This is a genomic window from Flavobacterium channae, assembly GCF_021172165.1.
Taxonomy (GTDB): domain Bacteria; phylum Bacteroidota; class Bacteroidia; order Flavobacteriales; family Flavobacteriaceae; genus Flavobacterium; species Flavobacterium channae.
This window is the reverse complement of record NZ_CP089096.1, coordinates 433,142-455,190: the sequence shown is the minus strand read 5'-3', so window position 1 is coordinate 455,190 and position 22,049 is coordinate 433,142. Positions and strand designations below refer to the sequence as shown.

The 22,049-nt window shown below is 32.8% G+C and carries 19 protein-coding genes and 1 riboswitch; of the genes, 1 reads left to right on the top strand and 18 read right to left on the bottom strand.

Annotated features, from left to right (window positions below; translation table 11 throughout):
• Nucleotide 1 precedes the first annotated feature (1 nt).
• The 8 genes from aroA to LOS89_RS01815 all read right to left on the bottom strand — a co-directional run bounded on the left by aroA (nt 2) and on the right by LOS89_RS01815 (nt 6,143).
• A complete protein-coding gene (aroA, locus tag LOS89_RS01850) occupies nt 2-1,246 on the bottom strand; it encodes a 3-phosphoshikimate 1-carboxyvinyltransferase (protein WP_231836032.1) in 1,245 nt (414 codons plus the stop codon).
• On the bottom strand, nt 1,246-1,572 hold the full coding sequence (locus LOS89_RS01845; RefSeq protein ID WP_231836031.1) for a DMT family transporter: 327 nt from the start codon (nt 1,570-1,572) through the stop codon (nt 1,246-1,248). The genes aroA and LOS89_RS01845 overlap by 1 nt, the downstream gene beginning before the upstream one ends.
• 95 nt (nt 1,573-1,667) lie before the next feature.
• Nucleotides 1,668-1,994 (bottom strand): nucleotide pyrophosphohydrolase, encoded by a 327-nt coding sequence (locus LOS89_RS01840; RefSeq protein ID WP_143146167.1) that lies wholly within the window; start codon nt 1,992-1,994, stop codon nt 1,668-1,670.
• Nucleotides 1,995-2,447: a D-aminoacyl-tRNA deacylase gene (dtd, locus tag LOS89_RS01835; protein ID WP_231836030.1), complete on the bottom strand. Its 453-nt coding sequence runs from the start codon at nt 2,445-2,447 to the stop codon at nt 1,995-1,997. It abuts the gene before it with no gap.
• A 23-nt stretch (nt 2,448-2,470) separates the two neighbouring features.
• Nucleotides 2,471-3,448 carry a ribosome small subunit-dependent GTPase A gene (rsgA, locus tag LOS89_RS01830; protein ID WP_231836029.1) on the bottom strand — a complete coding sequence of 326 codons (978 nt, stop codon included), beginning with the start codon at nt 3,446-3,448 and terminating at the stop codon, nt 2,471-2,473.
• A gap of 140 nt (nt 3,449-3,588) precedes the next feature.
• The gene (locus tag LOS89_RS01825; protein ID WP_231836028.1) at nt 3,589-4,110 is read right to left on the bottom strand and encodes a hypothetical protein; all 522 of its coding nucleotides are present in this window, start codon (nt 4,108-4,110) and stop codon (nt 3,589-3,591) included.
• A gap of 79 nt (nt 4,111-4,189) precedes the next feature.
• Nucleotides 4,190-5,272: a bifunctional 3-deoxy-7-phosphoheptulonate synthase/chorismate mutase type II gene (locus tag LOS89_RS01820; RefSeq protein ID WP_231836027.1), complete on the bottom strand. Its 1,083-nt coding sequence runs from the start codon at nt 5,270-5,272 to the stop codon at nt 4,190-4,192.
• 43 nt (nt 5,273-5,315) lie between these two features.
• Nucleotides 5,316-6,143 carry a prephenate dehydratase gene (locus tag LOS89_RS01815; protein WP_231836026.1) on the bottom strand — a complete coding sequence of 276 codons (828 nt, stop codon included), beginning with the start codon at nt 6,141-6,143 and terminating at the stop codon, nt 5,316-5,318.
• 263 nt (nt 6,144-6,406) lie between these two features.
• Between LOS89_RS01815 and gldA the strand changes: the two genes are divergently transcribed.
• On the top strand, nt 6,407-7,309 hold the full coding sequence (gene gldA / locus LOS89_RS01810) for a gliding motility-associated ABC transporter ATP-binding subunit GldA (protein ID WP_231836025.1): 903 nt from the start codon (nt 6,407-6,409) through the stop codon (nt 7,307-7,309).
• 78 nt (nt 7,310-7,387) lie between these two features.
• Here the strand turns inward: gldA and LOS89_RS01805 are convergent, their stop codons facing one another.
• The 10 genes from LOS89_RS01805 to LOS89_RS01760 all read right to left on the bottom strand — a co-directional run bounded on the left by LOS89_RS01805 (nt 7,388) and on the right by LOS89_RS01760 (nt 22,049).
• Nucleotides 7,388-7,777, bottom strand: coding sequence for a tetratricopeptide repeat protein (locus tag LOS89_RS01805; RefSeq protein ID WP_231836024.1), 390 nt, complete (start codon nt 7,775-7,777; stop codon nt 7,388-7,390).
• 234 nt (nt 7,778-8,011) lie between these two features.
• On the bottom strand, nt 8,012-8,968 hold the full coding sequence (metF, locus tag LOS89_RS01800; RefSeq protein ID WP_231836023.1) for a methylenetetrahydrofolate reductase [NAD(P)H]: 957 nt from the start codon (nt 8,966-8,968) through the stop codon (nt 8,012-8,014).
• Between the two features lies 1 nt (nt 8,969).
• Complete coding sequence (gene metH, locus LOS89_RS01795) at nt 8,970-11,645, bottom strand: methionine synthase (RefSeq protein ID WP_231836022.1); 2,676 nt, start codon at nt 11,643-11,645, stop codon at nt 8,970-8,972.
• A 160-nt stretch (nt 11,646-11,805) separates the two neighbouring features.
• Complete coding sequence (locus tag LOS89_RS01790; protein WP_231836021.1) at nt 11,806-12,798, bottom strand: homocysteine S-methyltransferase family protein; 993 nt, start codon at nt 12,796-12,798, stop codon at nt 11,806-11,808.
• Between the two features lie 81 nt (nt 12,799-12,879).
• Nucleotides 12,880-12,987, bottom strand: a riboswitch (SAM riboswitch).
• A gap of 152 nt (nt 12,988-13,139) precedes the next feature.
• A complete protein-coding gene (locus LOS89_RS01785; RefSeq protein ID WP_231836020.1) occupies nt 13,140-14,312 on the bottom strand; it encodes a trans-sulfuration enzyme family protein in 1,173 nt (390 codons plus the stop codon).
• Nucleotides 14,313-14,393: 81 nt separating this feature from the next.
• Entirely contained in the window at nt 14,394-16,808 is a 2,415-nt protein-coding gene (gene thrA, locus LOS89_RS01780) for a bifunctional aspartate kinase/homoserine dehydrogenase I (protein WP_231836019.1), read from the bottom strand.
• A gap of 7 nt (nt 16,809-16,815) precedes the next feature.
• Nucleotides 16,816-17,781, bottom strand: a complete 966-nt coding sequence (locus LOS89_RS01775) for an alpha/beta fold hydrolase (RefSeq protein WP_231836018.1) — start codon at nt 17,779-17,781, stop codon at nt 16,816-16,818.
• Nucleotides 17,782-18,216: 435 nt separating this feature from the next.
• The gene (locus LOS89_RS01770) at nt 18,217-19,659 is read right to left on the bottom strand and encodes a TSUP family transporter (RefSeq protein WP_231836017.1); all 1,443 of its coding nucleotides are present in this window, start codon (nt 19,657-19,659) and stop codon (nt 18,217-18,219) included.
• Between the two features lie 10 nt (nt 19,660-19,669).
• Complete coding sequence (locus LOS89_RS01765) at nt 19,670-20,449, bottom strand: DUF2490 domain-containing protein (protein ID WP_231836016.1); 780 nt, start codon at nt 20,447-20,449, stop codon at nt 19,670-19,672.
• On the bottom strand, nt 20,403-22,049 hold the full coding sequence (locus tag LOS89_RS01760; protein ID WP_231836015.1) for an NADPH-dependent assimilatory sulfite reductase hemoprotein subunit: 1,647 nt from the start codon (nt 22,047-22,049) through the stop codon (nt 20,403-20,405). The genes LOS89_RS01765 and LOS89_RS01760 overlap by 47 nt, the downstream gene beginning before the upstream one ends.

Sequence of the window (22,049 nt, the reverse complement as noted above, 5' to 3'; positions counted from 1 at the left end):
TTTATTCTATTTGAAAACCTACTGCTTTTAAATCGTTCCAAAAATCAGGATACGATTTCGAAACCACTTCAGCTTCTTCAATAATTATTGGAACACGAAGTGCTAAAGGTGCAAAAGCCATTGCCATTCTATGGTCTTGATACGTTTTAATTGCAATATTTTCATTGATTGAATTCGAAGGTTGTAAATGCAACGAATCATTGGTTACTGAAATCTCGGCACCTAATTTCGTCAACTCAGCTTTCAATGCTTCTAAACGATCAGTTTCTTTAATTTTTAACGTGTGTAATCCAAATAAATCACATCCAATTCCTAACCCAAAACATGTAACCGAAATAGTTTGAGCGATGTCGGGACAATCTTTTAGGTTTTGGGTCAAAGGTAAAAGGTTATGAGCTTTTTCTTTTGAAATTGTGATTGTATTATTTTCATTGAATAAAGTTTCAACTCCAAAATCTTTATAAATTTCAGCCAAAGCAGCATCGCCTTGCAAACTGTTTTTCTTATAACTTGACAACGTTATTTGAGTTCCAATTTCAGATAAAGCAACTATAGAATACCAGTATGAAACTGAACTCCAGTCTGATTCAACAGTTAATCTTGTTGCTCCGACATATTTAGCATGACAAACTGTAATTTTGTTATTTTCGAAAGAGGTTTCTATCCCAATTTCATTTAACAATGCTAACGTCATTTTGATATAAGGAACCGACGTGATTTCACCTTCTAATGTCAATTCCAAACCATTTTCTAATTTTGGCGCAATCAACAACAAAGCCGAAATATATTGGCTACTTACATTCGCAGGTAGAGAAACTTTATTTTGCGTTAGTTTTTTCCCTTTAATTTGAATTGGAGGATAGCCGTCGTTTTCGACATACGAAATCTCAGCTCCCAGTTGTTGTAATGCTTCAACTAAAATTTTAATTGGTCTTTCTTTCATTCTAGAAGAACCTGTTAAAACAATTTCCTTTTCTTCTTGGATAGCAAAAAAAGCAGTAAGAAAACGCATAGCGGTTCCTGCGTGATGTACGTCTATCGTTTGGGTGATGGGTGATGGGTAATGGGTGAAAGCTAATGCTTTTTGCATCACTTCTGAATCATCTGAATTGGAAATATTATCTATAGTCAAATTAGGATACAACGCTTGTAGAAGCAATAATCTATTGGTTTCAGATTTACTTCCCGTTATTGTAACTTGTAACTCTTGATTTTTGACTTTTGACTTTTGTAAATGTAAATTCATTATTCAGAAACGTATTTTAATCCAACGATAGAGACAATTAATGTCATTAGAAAGAAAATTCGCCAGAACGTTGCCGGTTCTTTGAAAATAAAAATCCCGACTAAAACGCTTCCTACGGCTCCAATTCCTGTCCAAACGGCATACGCTGTCCCTATTGGAATATCTTTGGTTACTTTTACTAATAGCACCATGCTGATGGTAAGACAAATTAAAAAGCCTAAATACCACAACCACATGGTTTGCCCTGAAGTTTCTTTAGCTTTACCTAAACAACTAGCAAAACCGACTTCAAATAATCCGGCTATGATTAGTAAAATCCAGTTCATATTTTATGGGTAAAAGTTGATGGGTAAAAGGTTAATGGTAAAAAATCCTCAACATCAACAAGTGAACTTATACCTATAACCCTTTTCCATTAACCCTATTTAAGTTTATTATTATTGTGATGACGATCGTGATCGCGTTTTGTTTTCAAATCCATTTTCTTATCGAAAGCCGCTTGTAAGTCAACTCCTGTTTGATTTGCCAAACACAATACCACAAAAACTACATCAGCTAGTTCTTCGCCTAAGTCTTTGTTTTTATCACTTTCTTTTTCCGATTGTTCGCCATAACGACGCGCAATAATTCGGGCAACTTCTCCAACTTCTTCAGTTAGTTGTGCCATATTTGTTAATTCGTTAAAGTAACGAACGCCGTGTTCTTTAATCCAATTATCTACGTCTAATTGTGCGTTTTTGATGTTCATTTATTCTTTATTTTTTGTATCAATAATTATAGTAACCGGTCCATCATTTATCAAGGCTACTTTCATATCAGCTCCAAACTGACCCGTTTGTATTTTTTTACCTAACTCTAATTCGATTTGTTTTACAAAAGCTTCATAGAGCGGAATCGCAATATCTGGTTTTGATGCTTTAATATAACTTGGTCTATTTCCTTTCTTTGTTAAGGCATGCAAAGTGAATTGACTAACAACAATCATTTCTCCATTTATATCTTTTAACGACAAATTCATGACATTATTTTCATCTCCAAAAATTCTTAAATTGGCTATTTTAGATGTTAACCAAACGACATCTTCTTGATTATCGGCGTCTTCAATTCCAACCAAAACTAATAAGCCTTGTTGAATTTGAGCAACAGTTTCGTTGTTAATAGTAACTGAAGATTGAGAAACTCTTTGAACAACTGCTTTCACTTCTTACTTGATTTTTTTATTTTTTACTTTCTCGTATCATCGCTCGCTCTACGCTCAGCATCATAAATATCAGCACGATACTGCTCTTCATCACCTTCTAAAATTTGCGTATAACTTTTGTAACGAGACCATGAAATTTCATCTTTTTCTAGAGCATTTTTTATGGCACAATGTGGCTCATCTTTATGCAAACAATTGTTGAATTTGCATTGATCTTTTAAAGCAAAAAATTCTGGAAAATAATCTCCAATTTCTTGTTTTTCCATATCAACAATTCCAAAACCACGAATTCCAGGAGTGTCGATAATTTTAGCTCCGAAAGACAAGTCAAACATTTCAGCAAATGTAGTAGTGTGTTTTCCTTGAGAATGTGATTCTGATATTTGTTTGGTTTTTAAGTTTAAAGAAGGTTCTAAAGTATTGACTAATGTAGATTTTCCAACACCAGAATGTCCAGAAAACATTGAAACTTTATCTTTCATTAAAGCTTTCAATTCTTCAATTCCTTTCCCATCTTTTGCTGAAACACGCAAACACTTATATCCAATAGTTGAATACACATGTTGTAGATATAATTGTTCGTCTAAAGTGGCATCATCAAAAGTGTCAATTTTATTAAAAACCAACACAGCTTCGATACCGTAAGCCTCTGCAGTTACCAAAAATCGATCAATAAAGCTTGTAGTAGTAGGGGGATTATTTATCGTAATTAGCAAAAAAACCACATCAATATTAGCTGCAATTATGTGCATTTGATGCGATAAATTTACTGATTTTCTAACAATATAATTTTTTCTATCATGAATGTTGGTGATAACACCAGTCGTTTCGTCGGTTGTATTTTCGATATCATAATCTACAATATCACCAACAGCAATTGGATTGGTACTTTTAATACCTTTCATTCTAAATTTACCTTTTATACGGCACTCCAAAAAATCACCATTTTCAGTTTTGATGGTGTACCAACTTCCGGTAGATTTATAAACGATTCCTGTCATTCAATGTTTGAAATTATAAGTTAGAAGTAGATGTTTTCTAAATCTACTTCATTAATTGCAACAAAGATAGTGTTTCTAGTTAAAATTAGAGAAATAAAAAAGGCTGCAAATGCAGCCTTCAATAATTTTTATATTAGATATTAATATTTGTATCCAATACCTTTTTTGATAGCTTGAGAACCACCTAAAGAGTTAGAGTTTGCTCCAACTGTAGTTTTGTCAGCAGTTTGTAAAATGAAAGGACATCCCATTTTAGCAGCCTCCATTTTTAATTTTTTCTCTGCTTTTTTATCTCCAGTGTTTCCAGTGTGAAAGTTTACTAAACCTGTTTTACCTCTTAATTCACCATCTTTCTTTAATCCTGCGATATAAGCTTTATCTTCTAAAATTACAACTTTTTCCCAATCAGCCTCACCATTAATAACGATTTTTTCAGTTACTTCTTCTACTCTTCCTGATTTTCCATAAACAATTTTTTCAATTGCATATTTACTAATTGTATTTTCTGCATCTTCTCCATCATATTTGAAGATTACAGTATACTCTTCTAATTTAACTACTTTACCTTCTACAACTTCACCATTGTGCTTGTAAATTTTGTCAACCTGAGCATTAATAGCCATTCCAACAAAGAAAAGAGCTAATACTAAAAATTTTTTCATTCGTTTAAATTTTAATTGTTTGAATGATGCGAAAATATAAAAAGATTTAACATAAAAGTATTTTTATATGTGTTTTTCGTTATTTATTTATCACTTTTTCCTGATGGCTAATACTTTCTTGGTGAATTGCTTTAAATAACAACATTACAAATTCACTACTAAGTCCCTTTTCTTCACCTTCCAAAATCATTTTGCCTAATATTTCATTCCAACGTTTGTTTTGTAAAATCGCGACGTTTTTCTCTTTTTTCAATAAACCAATTTTATCAGCAACTTTCATTCGGTTACCTAAAATTTCCAACAACTTCCCATCAAATTCATCGATTTGCATACGAAGTTTGGCCATTTTTTGACTGTATTCGCTTTCATCATCTGTAACTTTTCTAACACGTAAATCAACAAACATTTTTTTTAAAGTTGTTGGCGTTACCTGTTGTGCCGCATCACTCCATGCGTTATCAGGATCAATATGAGTTTCAACAATTAATCCATCGTAATTTAAATCAAGAGCTTGTTGTGAAACTTCTTGAATCATATCTCTTTTTCCTGTTATGTGTGAAGGATCGCAGATTAATGGTAAATCTGGAAAGCGATTTTGTAAATCAATAGCAATTTGCCATTCTGGATTATTACGATATTTGGTTTTATCATAAGTAGAAAAACCTCTGTGAATTACACCCAATTTCTTAATATCGGCATTATACAAACGCTCTAATCCACCAATCCACAAAGACAAATCTGGATTTACTGGGTTTTTCAACAAAACTATCTTATCAGTTCCTTTAAGTGCGTCAGCTAGTTCTTGAACCGCAAAAGGGTTTACAGTTGTTCGTGCTCCTATCCACAAAACATCAATATCGTGTTCCAAAGCTAATTTTACATGCGCTGCTGTTGCTACTTCAGTTGCCATCAACAATCCTGTTTCTGCTTTTGCTTTTTGCAACCATTTTAATCCAATTTCACCAACACCTTCAAAACCTCCCGGACGTGTACGAGGTTTCCAAATTCCAGCACGAAAAATGGACACATCTGAATTCTTTAATTCGTGTGCTATTTTTAAAACTTGATCTTCTGTTTCAGCACTACATGGTCCTGCAATTACTAAAGGATGATTTAACTGAAAATCATCTAACCAAGTGCGCAATTCTTTTTTATTTTCCATAACCATTATTTCAATGTAAAATTACTATTTATTCTTAAATTATTCATTGTTTACTTCTCTCATATTCACCTAAAACCTTAAAATGGGTCGTCATAATTTCCATCACTTTTTTAGCTTTTTCAAAGTGTTTGTATTTTTCAAATACTACATCAACAAAAAAGGCATATGTGAATGGAGTTTCAATAATTGGCAACGATTGAATTTTAGTTAAATTCAGCTTACAATTATTCAAAACATTTAAAACCGTTGCCAATGAACCAGGCGTATCATCTAACTCAAATTTGACAGATGCTTTGTTAATTAATTCTTTTGGAATTTCTTTATTAGTAGCTTTCAAAACCACAAATCGAGTTTTGTTACTTTTTACTGTATGAATTCCATCGGCTAAAATTTCTAAATTATAAATCGATGCAGCATCAGGTCCTGCTAAAGCACCAATTCCTTTTAATTGATTTTCCTGAATTCGTTTAGCTGTTATAGCAGTATCAGAACTTTCTACCAATTTAATATTTGGATATTGACTGAAAAAATTAGCACACTGCAACAACGCAATTGGATGCGAATGCACTTCTTTTATATCTTCAATTTTTTGACCGTACAAACCCATTAAATTCATATGAATATCCAAAAAATATTCTCCTATAATATGCAAATTGTTCGAATCGATAAGCGCATAATTTGGTAAAATGGCACCTGCTATAGAATTCTCAATTGCCATTATTGCTTTATCTGCTTGCTGATTTTTCAAACTTAAAACTACATCCCTAAATGTGAGACATTCTTCCAAATGGATTTCTTCATCAAAATAGCGACTGACTACTTGATGATGAAACGATCCTTGAATTCCTTGAATTGCTACTTTTAATCCCATAAGTTTGAACAAAAAAAAATCCCGATTTGCATCGGGATTGTATGTTTATAAAATATTTTTTTTGATTTATATAATAGCACAACAATCCCTCATCTGTCTCCAGAAGAAATAAAAAGAATTGTTATAAAAAAATGTGCTATTTGTTAGCATAATGCTTTTGTTGTTATTTTTGGCTAAAGTAATAAAAAAAAGAATGCAAAATACTTTTTTAAATAAATTTGAGTTCTTTTAAAAAAAGTTATTTTTGCTAAAATTTATCTAACATGTCAATAGAGGTTCAAAATATTTCAAAAAATTACGGAGAACAAAAAGCGCTAGACAACGTGAGCTTTTCTGTAAAAAAAGGAGAAATTGTAGGTTTCTTGGGTCCAAATGGAGCAGGAAAATCGACTTTAATGAAAATTTTGACAACCTATTTAAATGCCGATAGCGGAACAGCAACTGTTAATGAATTTGATGTGACTAATTCTCAAAAAGAAGTTCAAAAATCGGTTGGGTATTTGCCAGAACACAATCCGTTGTATTTGGATTTATACGTAAAAGAATATTTAGCTTTTAATGCCGATCTTCATAAAATAGCCAAATCGAGAATTGAAGAAGTAATAACTTTAACTGGATTAACACCAGAATCTAATAAAAAAATTGGCGAACTTTCTAAAGGTTATCGTCAACGTGTTGGATTAGCCACGGCTCTTTTACATAATCCTGATGTTATGATCTTAGACGAACCAACAACAGGTTTAGATCCGAATCAATTGGTAGAAATTCGTGATTTGATTAAGAACATTGGAAAAAACAAAACAGTGTTTTTATCTACACACATTATGCAAGAAGTAGAAGCTATTTGTGATCGAATTATCATTATAAATAATGGCAAGATTGTTACGGATAAAAAACTAGACAACTTAGTTACTGAAGAAGCTGAACAAGTTATAGAAGTAGAATTTGATAAAAAAATCGAGGAATCTATTTTAACTGCTTTATCTAATTTGAAAACTGCAAAAAATACCCACGATTTAGTTTGGGAACTTACTTTTTCAACCGAAAAAGACATGCGTTCTGAAATATTTGATTTTGCTCAAAACAACAACTTAAAAACATTACAGATTGTTTTAAAAAGCAAAAACTTAGAACAAATTTTCAGAGAAAAAACATCAAAGAAATAAATATAAAACTTACTACATAAAAAAATCTCCTTACAATAAACCTTGTAAGGAGATTTCAAAAAAGTATTGGCTAAAAAACTAATCCAATGTTGCCAAGTACTTTTTTCTAAGCTTGAAATAATCGTCATAAACTACAGAAAGCGCATATGATGACAATTTTTCATCTAAAATAGAACTGTAAATAAAATCTTCTTCGGTAAAGCCATATTTTGAAATGGCGTCTTTGATATATTTTACAACAGCATCTTTTTTATTTTGATAGAAATAACAATTTGCAACTTCTATATAAACATCTTTCAAATTTTCACCTTGAGCCAACTTGATATAGTTTTCATATGTCTTGATAGCCTCTGTGTAATCTTTTTTCTCTGTTAATAATCTAGATTTAGCTAAGATAGAATCTAATTCGCCTGCAAAACTTAATTGAGCTACGAATAAAACCACGAAAGTAAGTACTGTTTTGTTCATAATAACCGAGATTTATTTCCATGAAATTACAATAAAAAAACTATACCAACAAATTTAATTCGCAATAAATTTTAAAATCAACAATAATTGAAATAAAAAATTAACAAAAACAATAAATATTTTTTATCAAAAAAAGACAAAAACAAATAAAAACCCAAAAAAGAGAACTGTTTTAATCAAAATTAACCAATATTAATAAAAGTTTATCTTTTTTAAACTAAAAATAAAGACACTTTAAAAAATCTCCTTTGCGATAGCCTTAACATTTTCCGCTTTTCCCATCGAATAATAATGTAAAACCGGAATTCCTGCCGCAACTAATTCTTTACTTTGATGCGTACACCACTCAATACCAATTTGTTTCACAGCATCGTTATCTTTTGCCTTAACCACTTCCATTATCAAATCATCCGGTAAATCAACCTTAAAACGGTGTGGAATTAAATTCAATTGCTTCTTTGTTGCAATTGGTTTCAATCCTGGAATAATTGGAACCGTAATTCCAGCTGCTCTGCATTTTGCTACAAAATCAAAAAACTTTTGGTTATCAAAAAACATTTGCGTTATAATGTAATCTGCCCCATTTTTTATTTTTTGTTTCATAAAATGCAAATCGCTATCCATACTTGGTGCTTCCATGTGTTTCTCAGGATAACCAGCTACTCCAATGCAAAAATCGGTTTTGGTAGAATTTTGCAAATCTTCGTCCAAATAAATTCCGTTATTTAAATTACTGATTTGAGTTACTAATTCTGAAGCATAAGCATGCCCCTCTTTTTCTGGCTTGAAGTAAATTTCACTTTTAACGGCATCACCACGAAGCGCTACAACATTATCAATTCCTAAGAAATCTAAATCAATTAAAAGATTTTCAGTATCTTCTTTTGTAAATCCACCACATAAAATATGCGGAATAGCATCTACATCATATTTGTTTTGAATTCCCGCACAAATACCAACAGTTCCAGGACGTTTCTTCACCACCTTTTTCTGAAGCAATCCGTTAGCTAATTCTTTAAACTCATATTCCTCACGATGATAAGTTACATCAATAAAAGGCGGATTGAACTCCATAAGTGGATCAATACTATCAAAAATAGATTGAATGTTTTGTCCTTTTAATGGTGGTAATATTTCAAACGAAAACAATGTTTTTCCGTTAGCGTTTTGTATATGTTCAGTTACTTTCATCTTAATCTGCTAAATTTGGTGATAGCCATTTTTCGGCTTGCTCAATACTAATATTTCTTCTTTTGGCATAATCTTCTATTTGATCTTTTTTTATTTTTCCTAATCCAAAATATTTACTTTGTGGATTGGCAAAATAATAACCCGATACTGATGAAGCAGGCCACATCGCCATACTTTCGGTTAGCTTAACACCTATATTTTCTTCAACATTTAATAATTTCCAAATGGTTGGTTTTTCTAAATGATCTGGACAAGCCGGATAACCTGGTGCCGGGCGAATACCTTGATATTTTTCTTTTATTAATTCATCGTTTGACAAACATTCTTCAGAAGCATAACCCCAAATTTCTTTTCGGACTTTTAAATGCAAATATTCCGCAAAAGCTTCTGCTAATCTATCTCCTAATGCTTTTACCAAAATGGAATTATAATCGTCTAATTGCTTTTCAAATTCTAAAGCTTTTTCATCAACTCCAAAACCTGTTGACACACAGAAACACCCAATATAATCTTGTTTACCAATTTCTTTCGGAGCAATAAAATCTGCTAAAGCGATGTTTGGAGCTCCAACCGTTTTTTGAGATTGTTGTCTTAAACTCAGGAACTTCTCGACTCCGCTCGAAGTGACAAGCTCTACATCATCGTGATTTATTGTATTCGCAGGGAAAATCCCTAAAACACCTTTTGCTTCAAACCATTTCTCAGCAACAATTTGAGAAAGCATTTTTTGTGCATCTTCAAACAAATGAGTCGCTTGTTCGCCTACAATTTCATCGGTTAAAATCGCTGGAAATTTCCCATACAATTCCCATGACTGAAAAAACGGAGTCCAATCGATAAAATCTACTAATTCTGAAAGTTCAACTTCAACTGTTTTTGTTCCAGTGAAATTTGGTTTTACAGGTTCGTAATTATCCCATTCGATTTTGAATTTATTTTTACGCGCTTCATCAATTGATAAGAAATTTTTCTCACGACTTCTATTTAAATATCCTTCTCGAAGCAAATCATATTCTTCTCGAAGCGATTTTGCATAGGTAAATTTAGTATCGGGTTGTAATAAATTGGTTGCAACTGTTACTGCTCGAGACGCATCGTTCACATGAACCACGGTTTCTTTATATTCTGGAGCAATTTTCACAGCCGTATGTGCACGTGAAGTTGTCGCACCACCAATCATTACGGGGATTTTGATATTTAATTTATCCATTTCTTTGGCTAAATACACCATTTCATCAAGAGAAGGCGTAATCAATCCGCTTAAACCAATAATATCAACATTTTCTTTTACAGCAGTTTCAATAATTTTTTCTGGCGGAACCATCACACCTAAATCGATGATTTCGAAATTATTACACGCTAAAACTACCGAAACAATATTTTTACCAATATCGTGAACATCGCCTTTTACAGTTGCCATCAATACTTTCCCAGCACTTGACGAAGTAGAACCATCTTTTGAAGCTTCGATATAAGGAAGCAGATAAGCAACTGCTTTTTTCATCACCCGTGCTGATTTTACTACTTGCGGCAAAAACATTTTTCCCGAACCAAACAAATCACCCACCACGTTCATTCCAGCCATTAAATTGATTTCGATAACTTCGATAGGTTTTGAAGCCAGCAAACGTGCTTCTTCGATATCGATTTCGATAAACTCATCAATTCCTTTAACTAACGAATGCGTTAATCGTTCTTGAACTGAACCATTTCGCCATTCGGCCACAGCTTTTTCATTTGATTTTACATCACCTTTAAAACTTTCGGCTAAATCTAATAAACGTTCTGTGGCATCTTCTCTTCTATTTAATAAAACATCTTCAACATGTTCTAAAAGATTTTTATCAATTTCATCGTAAATCTCTAACATTTCAGGATTCACAATTCCCATCGTCATTCCGTTTTGAATGGCATGATATAAGAATGCGGAATGCATTGCTTCTCGCACTTTATCGTTACCACGGAAAGAAAAAGACACATTACTCACTCCACCCGAAACATGAGCATAAGGAAGATTTTCGCGAATCCATTTGGTCGCTTGGAAGAAATCTAATGCATTTAATTTATGCTCTTCCATTCCGGTTGCAACTGGAAAAATATTGGGATCAAAAATGATATCTTCTGCTGGAAAACCCACTTGGTTCACCAAAATATCATAACTTCTTTTACAGATTTCGATACGTCTTTCGTAAGTATCAGCTTGACCTTTTTCATCAAAAGCCATAACGATTACAGCGGCTCCGTAGCGTTTGATTAATTTGGCATGATGAATGAAAGTAGCTTCTCCTTCTTTTAACGAAATCGAATTCACCACGCCTTTTCCTTGAATAACTTTCAACCCAGCTTCAATGATTTCCCATTTCGAAGAATCAATCATTACTGGAACTCGGGCAATATCGGGTTCGGCTGCTATTAGATTTAGAAATTTAGTCATCGCATAAACGCCATCTAACATTCCTTCATCCATATTAACATCGATGATTTGCGCGCCACCTTCAACTTGAGCACGTGCAATTTCAAGCGCTTCATCGTATTTTTCTTCTTTAATTAATCGAAGAAATTTTCTAGAACCGGTTACGTTTGTTCGTTCTCCAACGTTTACAAAATTGGTTTCTGGAGTTACAATCAAAGGTTCTAAACCTGATAATTTTAAATATTTATCGGAATTATAACTCATTACTTATTCTTTTATAATGTTTCGCAACATCCTTCCAAAAAGATTTACTGTTGCTCACGTATTGGCAAACCCAACATCGTTGCGACTGTAAAAATGTTTCGAATTGTATTTTTATGGTATTGTTTTTCATTGTTCTATTTTTTGCCACGGATTTCACCGACTAAACGGATTTCAATTGTTGTGTCCTAGGTTGAAATTCATTTGCTACTTCAGCAATTAATTTGATGTGTTCGGGAGTTGTTCCGCAACATCCACCGATGATATTCACTAGATTTTCTTGTAAATACTCGCGAATTAATTGTTGCATTTCTTCAGGCGTTTGGTCATATTGTCCGAAGGCATTGGGTAAACCTGCATTGGGATGCGCTGAAATATTTAACGAGGTACTATTTCCTAGTCGCTTCAAATACGGTTTCAATTGATCAGCTCCTAAAGCGCAATTAAATCCAACACTTAACAACGGAATATGTGAAATCGAAATCAAAAAAGCTTCCACGGTTTGTCCTGAAAGTGTTCTTCCAGAAGCATCGGTAATTGTTCCTGAAACCATTACTGGAATATCGATATTGCGTTCCTCTTTCACTTCCTCAATCGCAAACAAAGCGGCTTTTGCATTTAAAGTATCGAAAATGGTTTCTACCAAAAGTAAATCGCAACCACCATCAATTAAAGCTTCGACTTGCTGTTTGTAAGCAATTTTTAAGTCGTCAAAATTCACCGCGCGAAATCCTGGGTCATTCACATCTGGACTCATAGAAGCGGTTCTATTTGTTGGACCAATTGAACCCGCAACAAATCTTGGTTTATCTGTAAATTCATCAGCAACTTCACGAGCGATTTTTGCTGATTGAAAATTCAACTCATAGACTAAATCTTCCATGTGATAATCCGCCATTCCGATAGTAGTTCCCGAAAAAGTATTGGTTTCTACAATATCGGCACCTGCTTCAAAATAAGCGCGATGTACCGATTTTACAGCTTCGGGTTGAGTAATGGAAAGTAAATCGTTATTTCCTTTTAAAGGATGTGGAAAATCTTTGAAACGTTCTCCTCTAAAATCTTCTTCTTCAAATTTATAACGTTGCAACATCGTTCCCATAGCTCCATCGAGCACGAGAATTCGTTTTTTGATTTCTTCTTGAATTTTTGACATTGTATTCTCTCGCAAAGGCTAATTACCTAATTTTCTTTATTAACTTAATTTGTTACCGTAGAAAGTTGGAGAGCAATTCTAACGTTATCTGCTTCCGATAAATCGGAATAGAATGTAGCACCTTTCCACTGGCGCGGGAGGTTGCTAAGCTTTCACAGGGTCTATTCCCTCCAGCTTTCGTGATAACAAACACTATAATTATGAACACTGCAAATGTAGTGACAAAATTGAAATTATGAAATATTTTCTAAAATTTCATTAAAAAAAGATTATTTATAGATTTACATTCTAAATTAATAATTTTAAACAGAATATAAATCTGTAAAATATCTTAAAAACTTTTATTCTAACGCTTGTTTTAAGTCGTTAATTACATCTTGAACTGTTTCCAAACCCACAGAAACGCGTACCAAACCATCAGTAATACTTACTGCTAATCGTTCTTCTTCAGTCAACTTACTATGAGTTGTGGAAGCTGGATGCGTAACAATCGAACGTGTGTCACCTAAATTCGCGGACAACGAACACAACTTGATTTTATCTAAAAATTGTCTTCCAGCTTCGATTCCTCCTTTGATTTCAAACGCTACAATATTTCCACCCAACTTCATTTGTCGTTTTGCTACTTCATATTGTGGATGCGATTTCAAAAATGGGTATTTCACAGCAGCAACATTAGGATGACTTTCTAAAAATTCAGCTACTTTTTGAGCATTTTCACAATGTTTTTCTATTCGAACTGGCAACGTTTCCAAGCTCTTAGACAACACCCAAGCATTAAATGGTGATAATGCCGGACCTGTATTTCTTGAAAACAAATAGATTTCTCTGATTAAATCGGCACGACCAACAGTAACTCCACCTAAAACACGACCTTGACCATCAATTAATTTCGTAGCAGAATGAATTACTAAATCGGCACCAAATTGAATTGGATTTTGAATGTAAGGTGTTGCAAAACAATTATCAATAACTAAAATTAAATTGTGTTTTTTAGCAATTTGTCCTAATAATTCTAAATCTAATATATCAACCGCAGGATTTGTTGGCGATTCAGCATATAAGATTTTGGTATTCGGTTGAATGAAATCTTCAATCGTTTCTGGTTTGTTTACATCAAAATAACTCGTTGTAATATTCCATTTTGGAAAATACTTGGTAAACAACGTATGTGTTGAACCAAAAACACTACTTGCCGAAACGATATGGTCACCAGCATTAAGTAAAGCTGCAAAAGTTGAATACACTGCTGCCATTCCTGTTGCAAAAGCAAATCCATCTTCGGCTCCTTCTAATTTACAAATCTTGTCTACAAATTCTGATGTGTTTGGATTTGAAAAACGGCTATAAATATTACGTTGTTTTTCTTCTGCAAAAGAAGAACGCATGTCTTCTGCATCTTCAAAAACAAAACTTGATGTTAAATATAATGGAACCGAATGCTCTAAATATTGCGTACGTTCTAATTGTGTTCTTATTAGCTGGGTTTCTAATCCTAATTCTTGATTATCCATGATTTTTTGTTGTATTGTTTAACTTTTAAAGTGTAAAACCCACAAGAACTAAAAAATCTTGCAGGTTTTGAATTTGGGTGGTTATAATTTTTTCTCTGATAAACGCAAAATATCTCCAAAAACACCTCTTGCAGTTACAGAAGCTCCTGCTCCTGCTCCTTGAATTACAATTGGTTGTTCACCATACGATTCAGTATAAATTTCGAAAATAGAATCTGAACCTTTTAATGATCCTAAAGCAGAATTAGCTGGAACTGAAATTAATTTTACTTCTAAATTCCCTTTATCTTGTTGTAAATCTCCAGACAATTCACCAATATAACGCAAAACTTCATCAGCTTTTTTAGATGCTTTTACTTCATCGTAAATTCCGTCTAATTCAGTTAATTTCTCTAAGAAACTTGCAGCACTTCCTTCTCTTAAATTTTCTGGAATTAAGTTTTGAATTTTTATTTCTTCAAACTCATTTTGCAAATCCAATTCACGAGCCAAGATTAATAACTTTCTACCAACGTCATTTCCGTTTAAATCTTCACGCGGATCTGGTTCTGTAAATCCTTTATCGATTGCTTCTTGCAAAACTTCGCTAAATTTCTTGTCTTGAACTGAGAAATTATTGAACAAATAACTCAATGTTCCTGAAAAAACACCTTTTATTTTAGTGATATTTTCTCCTGATAAATGCAGTAATTTAATCGTGTCAATTAATGGCAAACCTGCGCCAACATTAGTTTCATACAAATATTCCTTTTGATTTTCAGCTAATACTTTTCGAAGTTTTTTATAAAAATCATAACTTACCGTATTGGCTACTTTATTAGACGAAATTAAATCGAAACTATTTTCTGCCAAAGCAATATAATTCTCAATAAAAGTATCACTTGCCGTATTATCAATTGCGATTAAATTTTCTAAATGATGCTCTTTTGCGTAAGCAATAATATCTTCTACTTTATATTCTTGACCTTTATCTTCTAATACCGCTTTCCAGTTTTCGCCTATTCCAAATTTATTCAACAATACTTCTTTAGAATTTGCAATCGCAAACACATTTAGCTTAATTCCTTTTCGCTTTTCGATATTTTTTGCTGATTCTAAAATTTGGTTAATTAAAGTTCCACCAACAGTTCCATGACCAAAAATAGCAATGTTGATTTTTTTTGCCACACCAAAAACTTCACCATGAATTACGTTTAATGCGCGTTTGAATTCCTCTTTACTGATTACCAAACTGATATTTCTACCCGTAACCGTATTGTTTAATAAAATAGGTGTGATTTTATTTCGGATTAAAGCCGTATAAGGTTTGTGGAAATTCGTCAAATCTTGTCCAATAATTGAAATCACCGCAATGTTATCGTTTACCGAAATTTTATTGACATCTTTCGTGTAAAAATCGGTTTCAAATTCTTTTTCCAAACCCACTAAAGCTTTCGAAGCCTTATCAGAACTCACAACTAAACCAATTCCCCTTTCTGAAGAACCTTGCGAAATAATGCTAACACTAATATCATTTTCAGCCATCACACGGAAAATTCTTGCATCAACCCCTGTTTTCCCTAACAAACCTCTTCCTTCTAAATTAATCAGCGACACATTGGTTAAAACCGAAAGCGATTTGATGCCTTCATTAGTTTGTTCCGAAGTAATTAACGTTCCGTTATTTTCCGGATTGAAAGTATTTAAAATGCGTAATGGAATGTTTTTTTCCACCAAAGGAATAATGGTTTTGGCATGTAAAATTTGCGCCCCGAAGTTTGCCAACTCATTTGCTTCATTAAAAGACAAATGCTCAATTTTTTTTGCATCAGCTACTAAATCTGGGTTAGCGGTAAAAATTCCGTCTACGTGTGTGTAATTTTGAAATTCTTCCGCATTAAGATAATTTGCAATTAACGAAGCAGTGTAATTACTCCCGTTTCTTCCTAAAGTTGTTGTTTCGTTAAGCACAGTTGAACCGATAAAACCTGTAATAATATTTACTTTATCGCCGTTTTTAACGAAATATTCCAATATATTTTGCTTTGAAGTAGCTTCTATTGGTTGCGCATTTCCAAAATTTGCATCGGTTTTAATTAGTTGGCGTGAATCGACAAATTGTGCTTTAATACTGTTTTCATTTAAAACATAAGCAACATATTTTGCTGATAAAATTTCGCCATAAGCAATAACTTGATCTTTAATTTTTTCGCTATAATCTCCTAAAAGCGAAACACCTTCTAATAATTTCTGCAAAACTGAGAATTCTTCTTCGAAGATGTTTTCTTTCAAACCTTCCAATTGGTATTTTTTGAATTGCTCAAAATCTGCTTGAAAACTAATGTTGGCTTGTGCTTTTTTTAGTAGAATTACCAATTCATCAGTAGCGTTTCCTCTTGCTGAAACGACCACTGCTATAGGTTCATTATTAAAATATTTTTGAGCAATGGTTTGAATTACTTTTTGCAATCCTTCTCCGTTTGCTAATGATTTTCCTCCAAATTTTAATATTTTCATTTGATTTCTAATTAAATATAGGTTTTAGTATGTTGTTTAGTTGTTCAAATTCAATCAAGAAAGCATCGTGTCCGTGAATGGATTTGATTTCGTGATAAAACACATTGTTTTTGTAGTTTTTGATTTCCTGAAAAGCTGTTTTGATTTCGTTTGCAGTAAAAAAATAATCGGTATCCACGCTTACCAAATGAATGTTTGCTGTAATGCTTTTTATAATTTCAGATTGGTTGTTATTTCTAAAAATATCGGTAGTTTTCAACAAATGATTCATCAGTTTATAAGCTGAAAGTTGAAATCTGTTTTGCAATTTTTCTCCGTGATGGAACAACCAACTTTCCACTTGAAACAATCCTTCCGAATTTTGCAATTTGGTCTGAAATTTTTCTTGCAATGATTCGGGAGTTCGATACAACAACATGGCGTGAATTCTAGCATCGTGAATAGGATTTTTAGAATTTTTCAAAATCAAATCTTGAATTAAGACGTTTCCAATTAACCAATCAGAAGATTTCCAACTTGTAGCTACTGGAATTAAATTCTGAACTGCATTTGGACGAAGTGCATTCATTTCCCAAGCAATTGCTCCACCTAAACTTCCGCCTATAATTGCAAAAACACTTTCAATTTTAAATGAATCTATTCCTTTCCAAAATAGATTAGCAATATCTTTTGTGGTAAAATCTTGATAGTTTTCAATTAGATTATTTTCATCTTGATAACCATTTCCTGGAATATTGAAAACTAAAACTGTATACTTATTTGTATCAATCGTTTTTTGTTCTCCAATTAAAGATTCCCACCAACCATTTTCTCCAATAACATGCGAATTGCCTGTTAACGCATGATTTACCAAAACTAAAGGCGCTGTTCCAATAGACTGCCCGAACAATTGATAAGAAAGAATAACCTTTGATTGCAACACTCCATTTTGCAATGGGAAATTCTCGAACACTATTTTTTGAATATAACTCATCTTACTTTTTAAAAAAGACTGCCTTTAGGTAGGTTTTCTATCGGCAGTCTTCAAACAAACAAAAATCTAAACTTCATTAAATAATCATGAACACATTCGGCAATATCTTCTTGGAATATAAATTCTCACTTCCATATCTTTAATTTTTACAATAAAAAAACCTCTGTTTAAAACAGAGGTAGCATTGAATATTTTTTTGATTTAAAATTATACAATAGTCGACCTCTGCGGAAAATTCCACATCATCATACACATATTGCAAATCGTATAAATCATTTTTTACTTTTGTTTTACAGGGCAAAATTAGAATAAAAATCTATCACAAAAAATATTTAGAATAAAAATCTAAATTTTGTTATTTTATTTTCAATATTTAGAAAAATAATCTAAATTAATTTAATTAGAAAGTTAATTATTCTATTTAACACAAACATTTTAAATTATCTTTAAAAACACTCTGACACTAAACACTATAACTAGGAAAGAAACAAATAAAAGTGCTGCTTTTTGCGGAAGTCTTCCTGCTAATTTTGCCGCAATTGGCGAAGCAATAACTCCACCTAAAATCAATCCTAACACAATGTACCAATGACTTACTCCTAACGAAGTAAAAAACACTATTGAAGCCGCCAAGGTTATAAAAAATTCAGCTAAACTAACTGTACCAACAACGTATTTTGATTTTCTTCCTTTTGCCAACAACGTTGAAGTTACAATTGGTCCCCAACCACCACCACCAAAGGCATCCATAAAACCTCCAGTAAATCCTAATACTCCTAAAAATTTTATCTTCTTTTTCATTTGAATCTTTTTAAAAGCAATAACAAGCAATCGAACACCAATAACAAAAGTATAGGAAGACAAAACCAAATAAGCAAAATTCTCATACTCATTACCTAAATAAACCAAGAAAAAAGCCCCTAAAACAGCTCCAACAACTCCAAAAGAAGCCAACCAAAAAAGCAATCGCTTGTTTACATTACCAAATTTATAATGCGAAAAACCACTTATAGCACTTGAAAACATTTCAGCCGTGTGAATACTTCCGCTTATAGCTGGTAATTTTACTCCTAAAATCATCATACTTGTTGCACACGTAACACCATATCCTAAACCAACTGCGCCATCAATTAATTGTGCTACAAAACCTATTAAAAGCATGTAATAAAACTCATTAGGAATTAAGCTCAACCCATTTTGAATATCAGAAAAAGTCACTAAAGTTGAACAACCATAACCAATAAAGAACATCAAAAAAGATGATGCCAATGTAAAAGCCAATCGCTTGTATTTCTTTGGTTCGTTGTTTTTTTGAAAACTCGCTGTAGCTTTATTCAAATCACTCAATTTTTCTTGAAAATCTCCTTTGTGTTGACTTCGGAAAGTATTCAAAACCTCAATACTTTCTTCGATATTATCCGGAATAACTTCTGTAAAATATTCGCGTAATCGACGGGCTAAAACTGGCGACTTTCCATTGGTTGAAATAGCAATTTTTAAACTTCCTTTATTCACAATAGAACCCAAATAAAAATCACATAACGCAGGCTGATCCGCTGCATTAACTTTAATTCCTTTTGATTTGGCTAATTCTCGAATTGCTAAATTAACTTCTGGTTTATCCGTTGCTATAATTACATAATCTACACCAATTAAATCTTGCTCCTCAAAAGGACGTTCAAGAAAAGTTATATTAGAATGTTTCTTTCCAATTTCGGTTAAATTAGCATGAAAATAAGTAGCTACAATTCTAATTTTAATATCCGGATTTTGCCTCAACAAAGTTTCTGTTTTTTCTAAACCAACATTTCCTCCGCCTACAATTAAAAAATGAGCCGAATCGGTTTTTAAAAAAACTGGAAAAAGTGTATTCTTCATATTTTATTTTTTATGAAATAGTGTGAAAAATTGAAAAACGTAATATATCTCTATTATAATAATTGCCTCCTGATTTTTGCTGTTGAAACCAATTCAAATAACCAACTTCAAATGCAAGTTTTGGCGTTACAACAAAATTCAAAACTAAGTAAACTCGATTTTGATCAAATGTATTTTTAACGATTTGATTACCCACATTCAACATTATTTCATCTTTTAATTTTATAATTATTTTATCAGAATCATCTACTTTCAACAAGGGATAATCAAATCCTAATTGGTATCGAAAACGAAAATTTAAAAACGAATAGCCAGAAACCAATTCTCCATCAACTTGATTTTGAAAAAATCGAGCTTCTAATTGATATTTATGATTCATTTTTAACTTTCCAAAATGTTCAAAATTCGCAAAACCAACACTTGGTCGAAGCTCTGGCACCATCAAATTTGATGATGAATAAGGATCATTTGGACTTTGTAAAAACAATGCCATCCCAGCCAAAGCCGACCAATTGTTAATTATCTTTCTTTCAATATTTGTTCGTACAACCAATTGATGTTGTTTTACTGGACTTATAAAATGACGTTCTTGTATTTCCGCATTTAACTTCCAATTTGGATTCAATTTCAAGTTAATATAATAGCCATACCAAATTAATTTTTGATGCTCGACATTTTTTTGTCCAAAACCATTTTGAAAAAACAACACCAAGAAAAAGCAAACTACTTTTACTAGATGATTTTTAATTTGCAAAAAGAGTTCTAAAAGCAAAATCTCCAAATGTTTCATGCAAATTTCTATTGGTTACATAATCCGAAAACAAGCGATCTACTTCTTCTAAAATTTGGCTTTCATTTAATTTTTCCTTGTACAAAACATTCAATCTTTCACCAAAACGATCACCTCCCAACATAAAATTGTAATGTTCCGGACCTGTACCAATAAACCCTAATTCTGCAACATAAGGACGACCACATCCATTTGGACAACCCGTCATACGAATTGAAATTTCATCATCTGAAAGTTGGTATTTTTCTAAAATCGGCTCTATTTTGGTAACCAATTCTGGCAAATAACGTTGTGCTTCAGCCAATGCTAATGGACAGGTAGGCAAGGCCACACAAGCCATCGAGTTTTTTCGCAAGGCACTCACTTTTTGTTCAATATCATGCGCTTTTAATAACACTTCTACTTTCGCTTTATCAGCTTCACTTATTTCTCCTAAAATCAAGTTTTGATTTCCTGAAAAAATAAAATTAGAAATTCCAAGTTGTGCCAATTCAAATAGAAATTGCTTCTGATAAGGCTTTATCACCCCGTGTTCTACAAATAAAGTATAAAACCATTTTCCTAAATGATTTTGCTCCCAACCATACCTGTCACTTCTTTCGGTAAATGTAAAAGGCTTCGCTGGTAACAATTCGAATCCTATTCGGCTTTCTAACTCCTTTTTAAATCCTTCTACTGTTAAACGATCAACTGTATATTTTAAGCGAGACAGCTTTCGATCAACACGATTACCAAAATCACGTTGTACGGTTAATATTTCATAAACCGCCTTTAAAGTTTTCTCTTCCGTATCGGTAAATCCAATAATACTTCCCAATCGAGAATACGTATTCGGATTACCATGTGTAGTAGCCAAACCACCGCCAATAGCAATATTAAAACCTTTTAATTCATTGTTTTCAACAACAGCAATCAGTCCAATGTCATTTGTAAAAACATCAACATCATTACTTGGCGGAATTGCAATGGCAATTTTAAATTTTCTTGGCAAATAACGATCTTCATACAACGGATCGGCTTCTGCGGAACGTTCGTAAATTTTCTCTCCATCAATAAATACCTCATAATACGATTGTGTTTTAGGCAACAGTAAAGTCGAAATTTTATCGGCATACTCGTAAATTTCTTGATGAAGCGGTGAAATTTGCGGATGCGAACTCACAATTACATTACGATTCACGTCACCACAGGCTGCAATAGAATCCAATTTTGCCGTATTAAATGCTTGGATGGTTGGTCGTAATTGATGTTTCAGCAAACCGTGTAATTGTAATGTCTGACGTGTTGTTATTTTTAACGTTCCAGTACCATACTGCTCAGAAATTTCATGCGTTGCTATCCATTGATCAGCCGAAATAACACCTCCCGGAATTCGCAAACGAATCATGAAAGAATATAATTTATCCAATTTTTTTGCTGCACGCTCAGCCCTTCTATCACGATCATCTTGAACATACATTCCATGAAACTTCACTAAAGTTTCGTCATCGGGACGCAAATTACCCGTATGATTATCCAAATCAATACTTTCTTTCAATGTTCCTCTCAACCCATCGCTTTGGGTTTTTATTGCTTCTATTGAGGATAATTTTTCACTCAT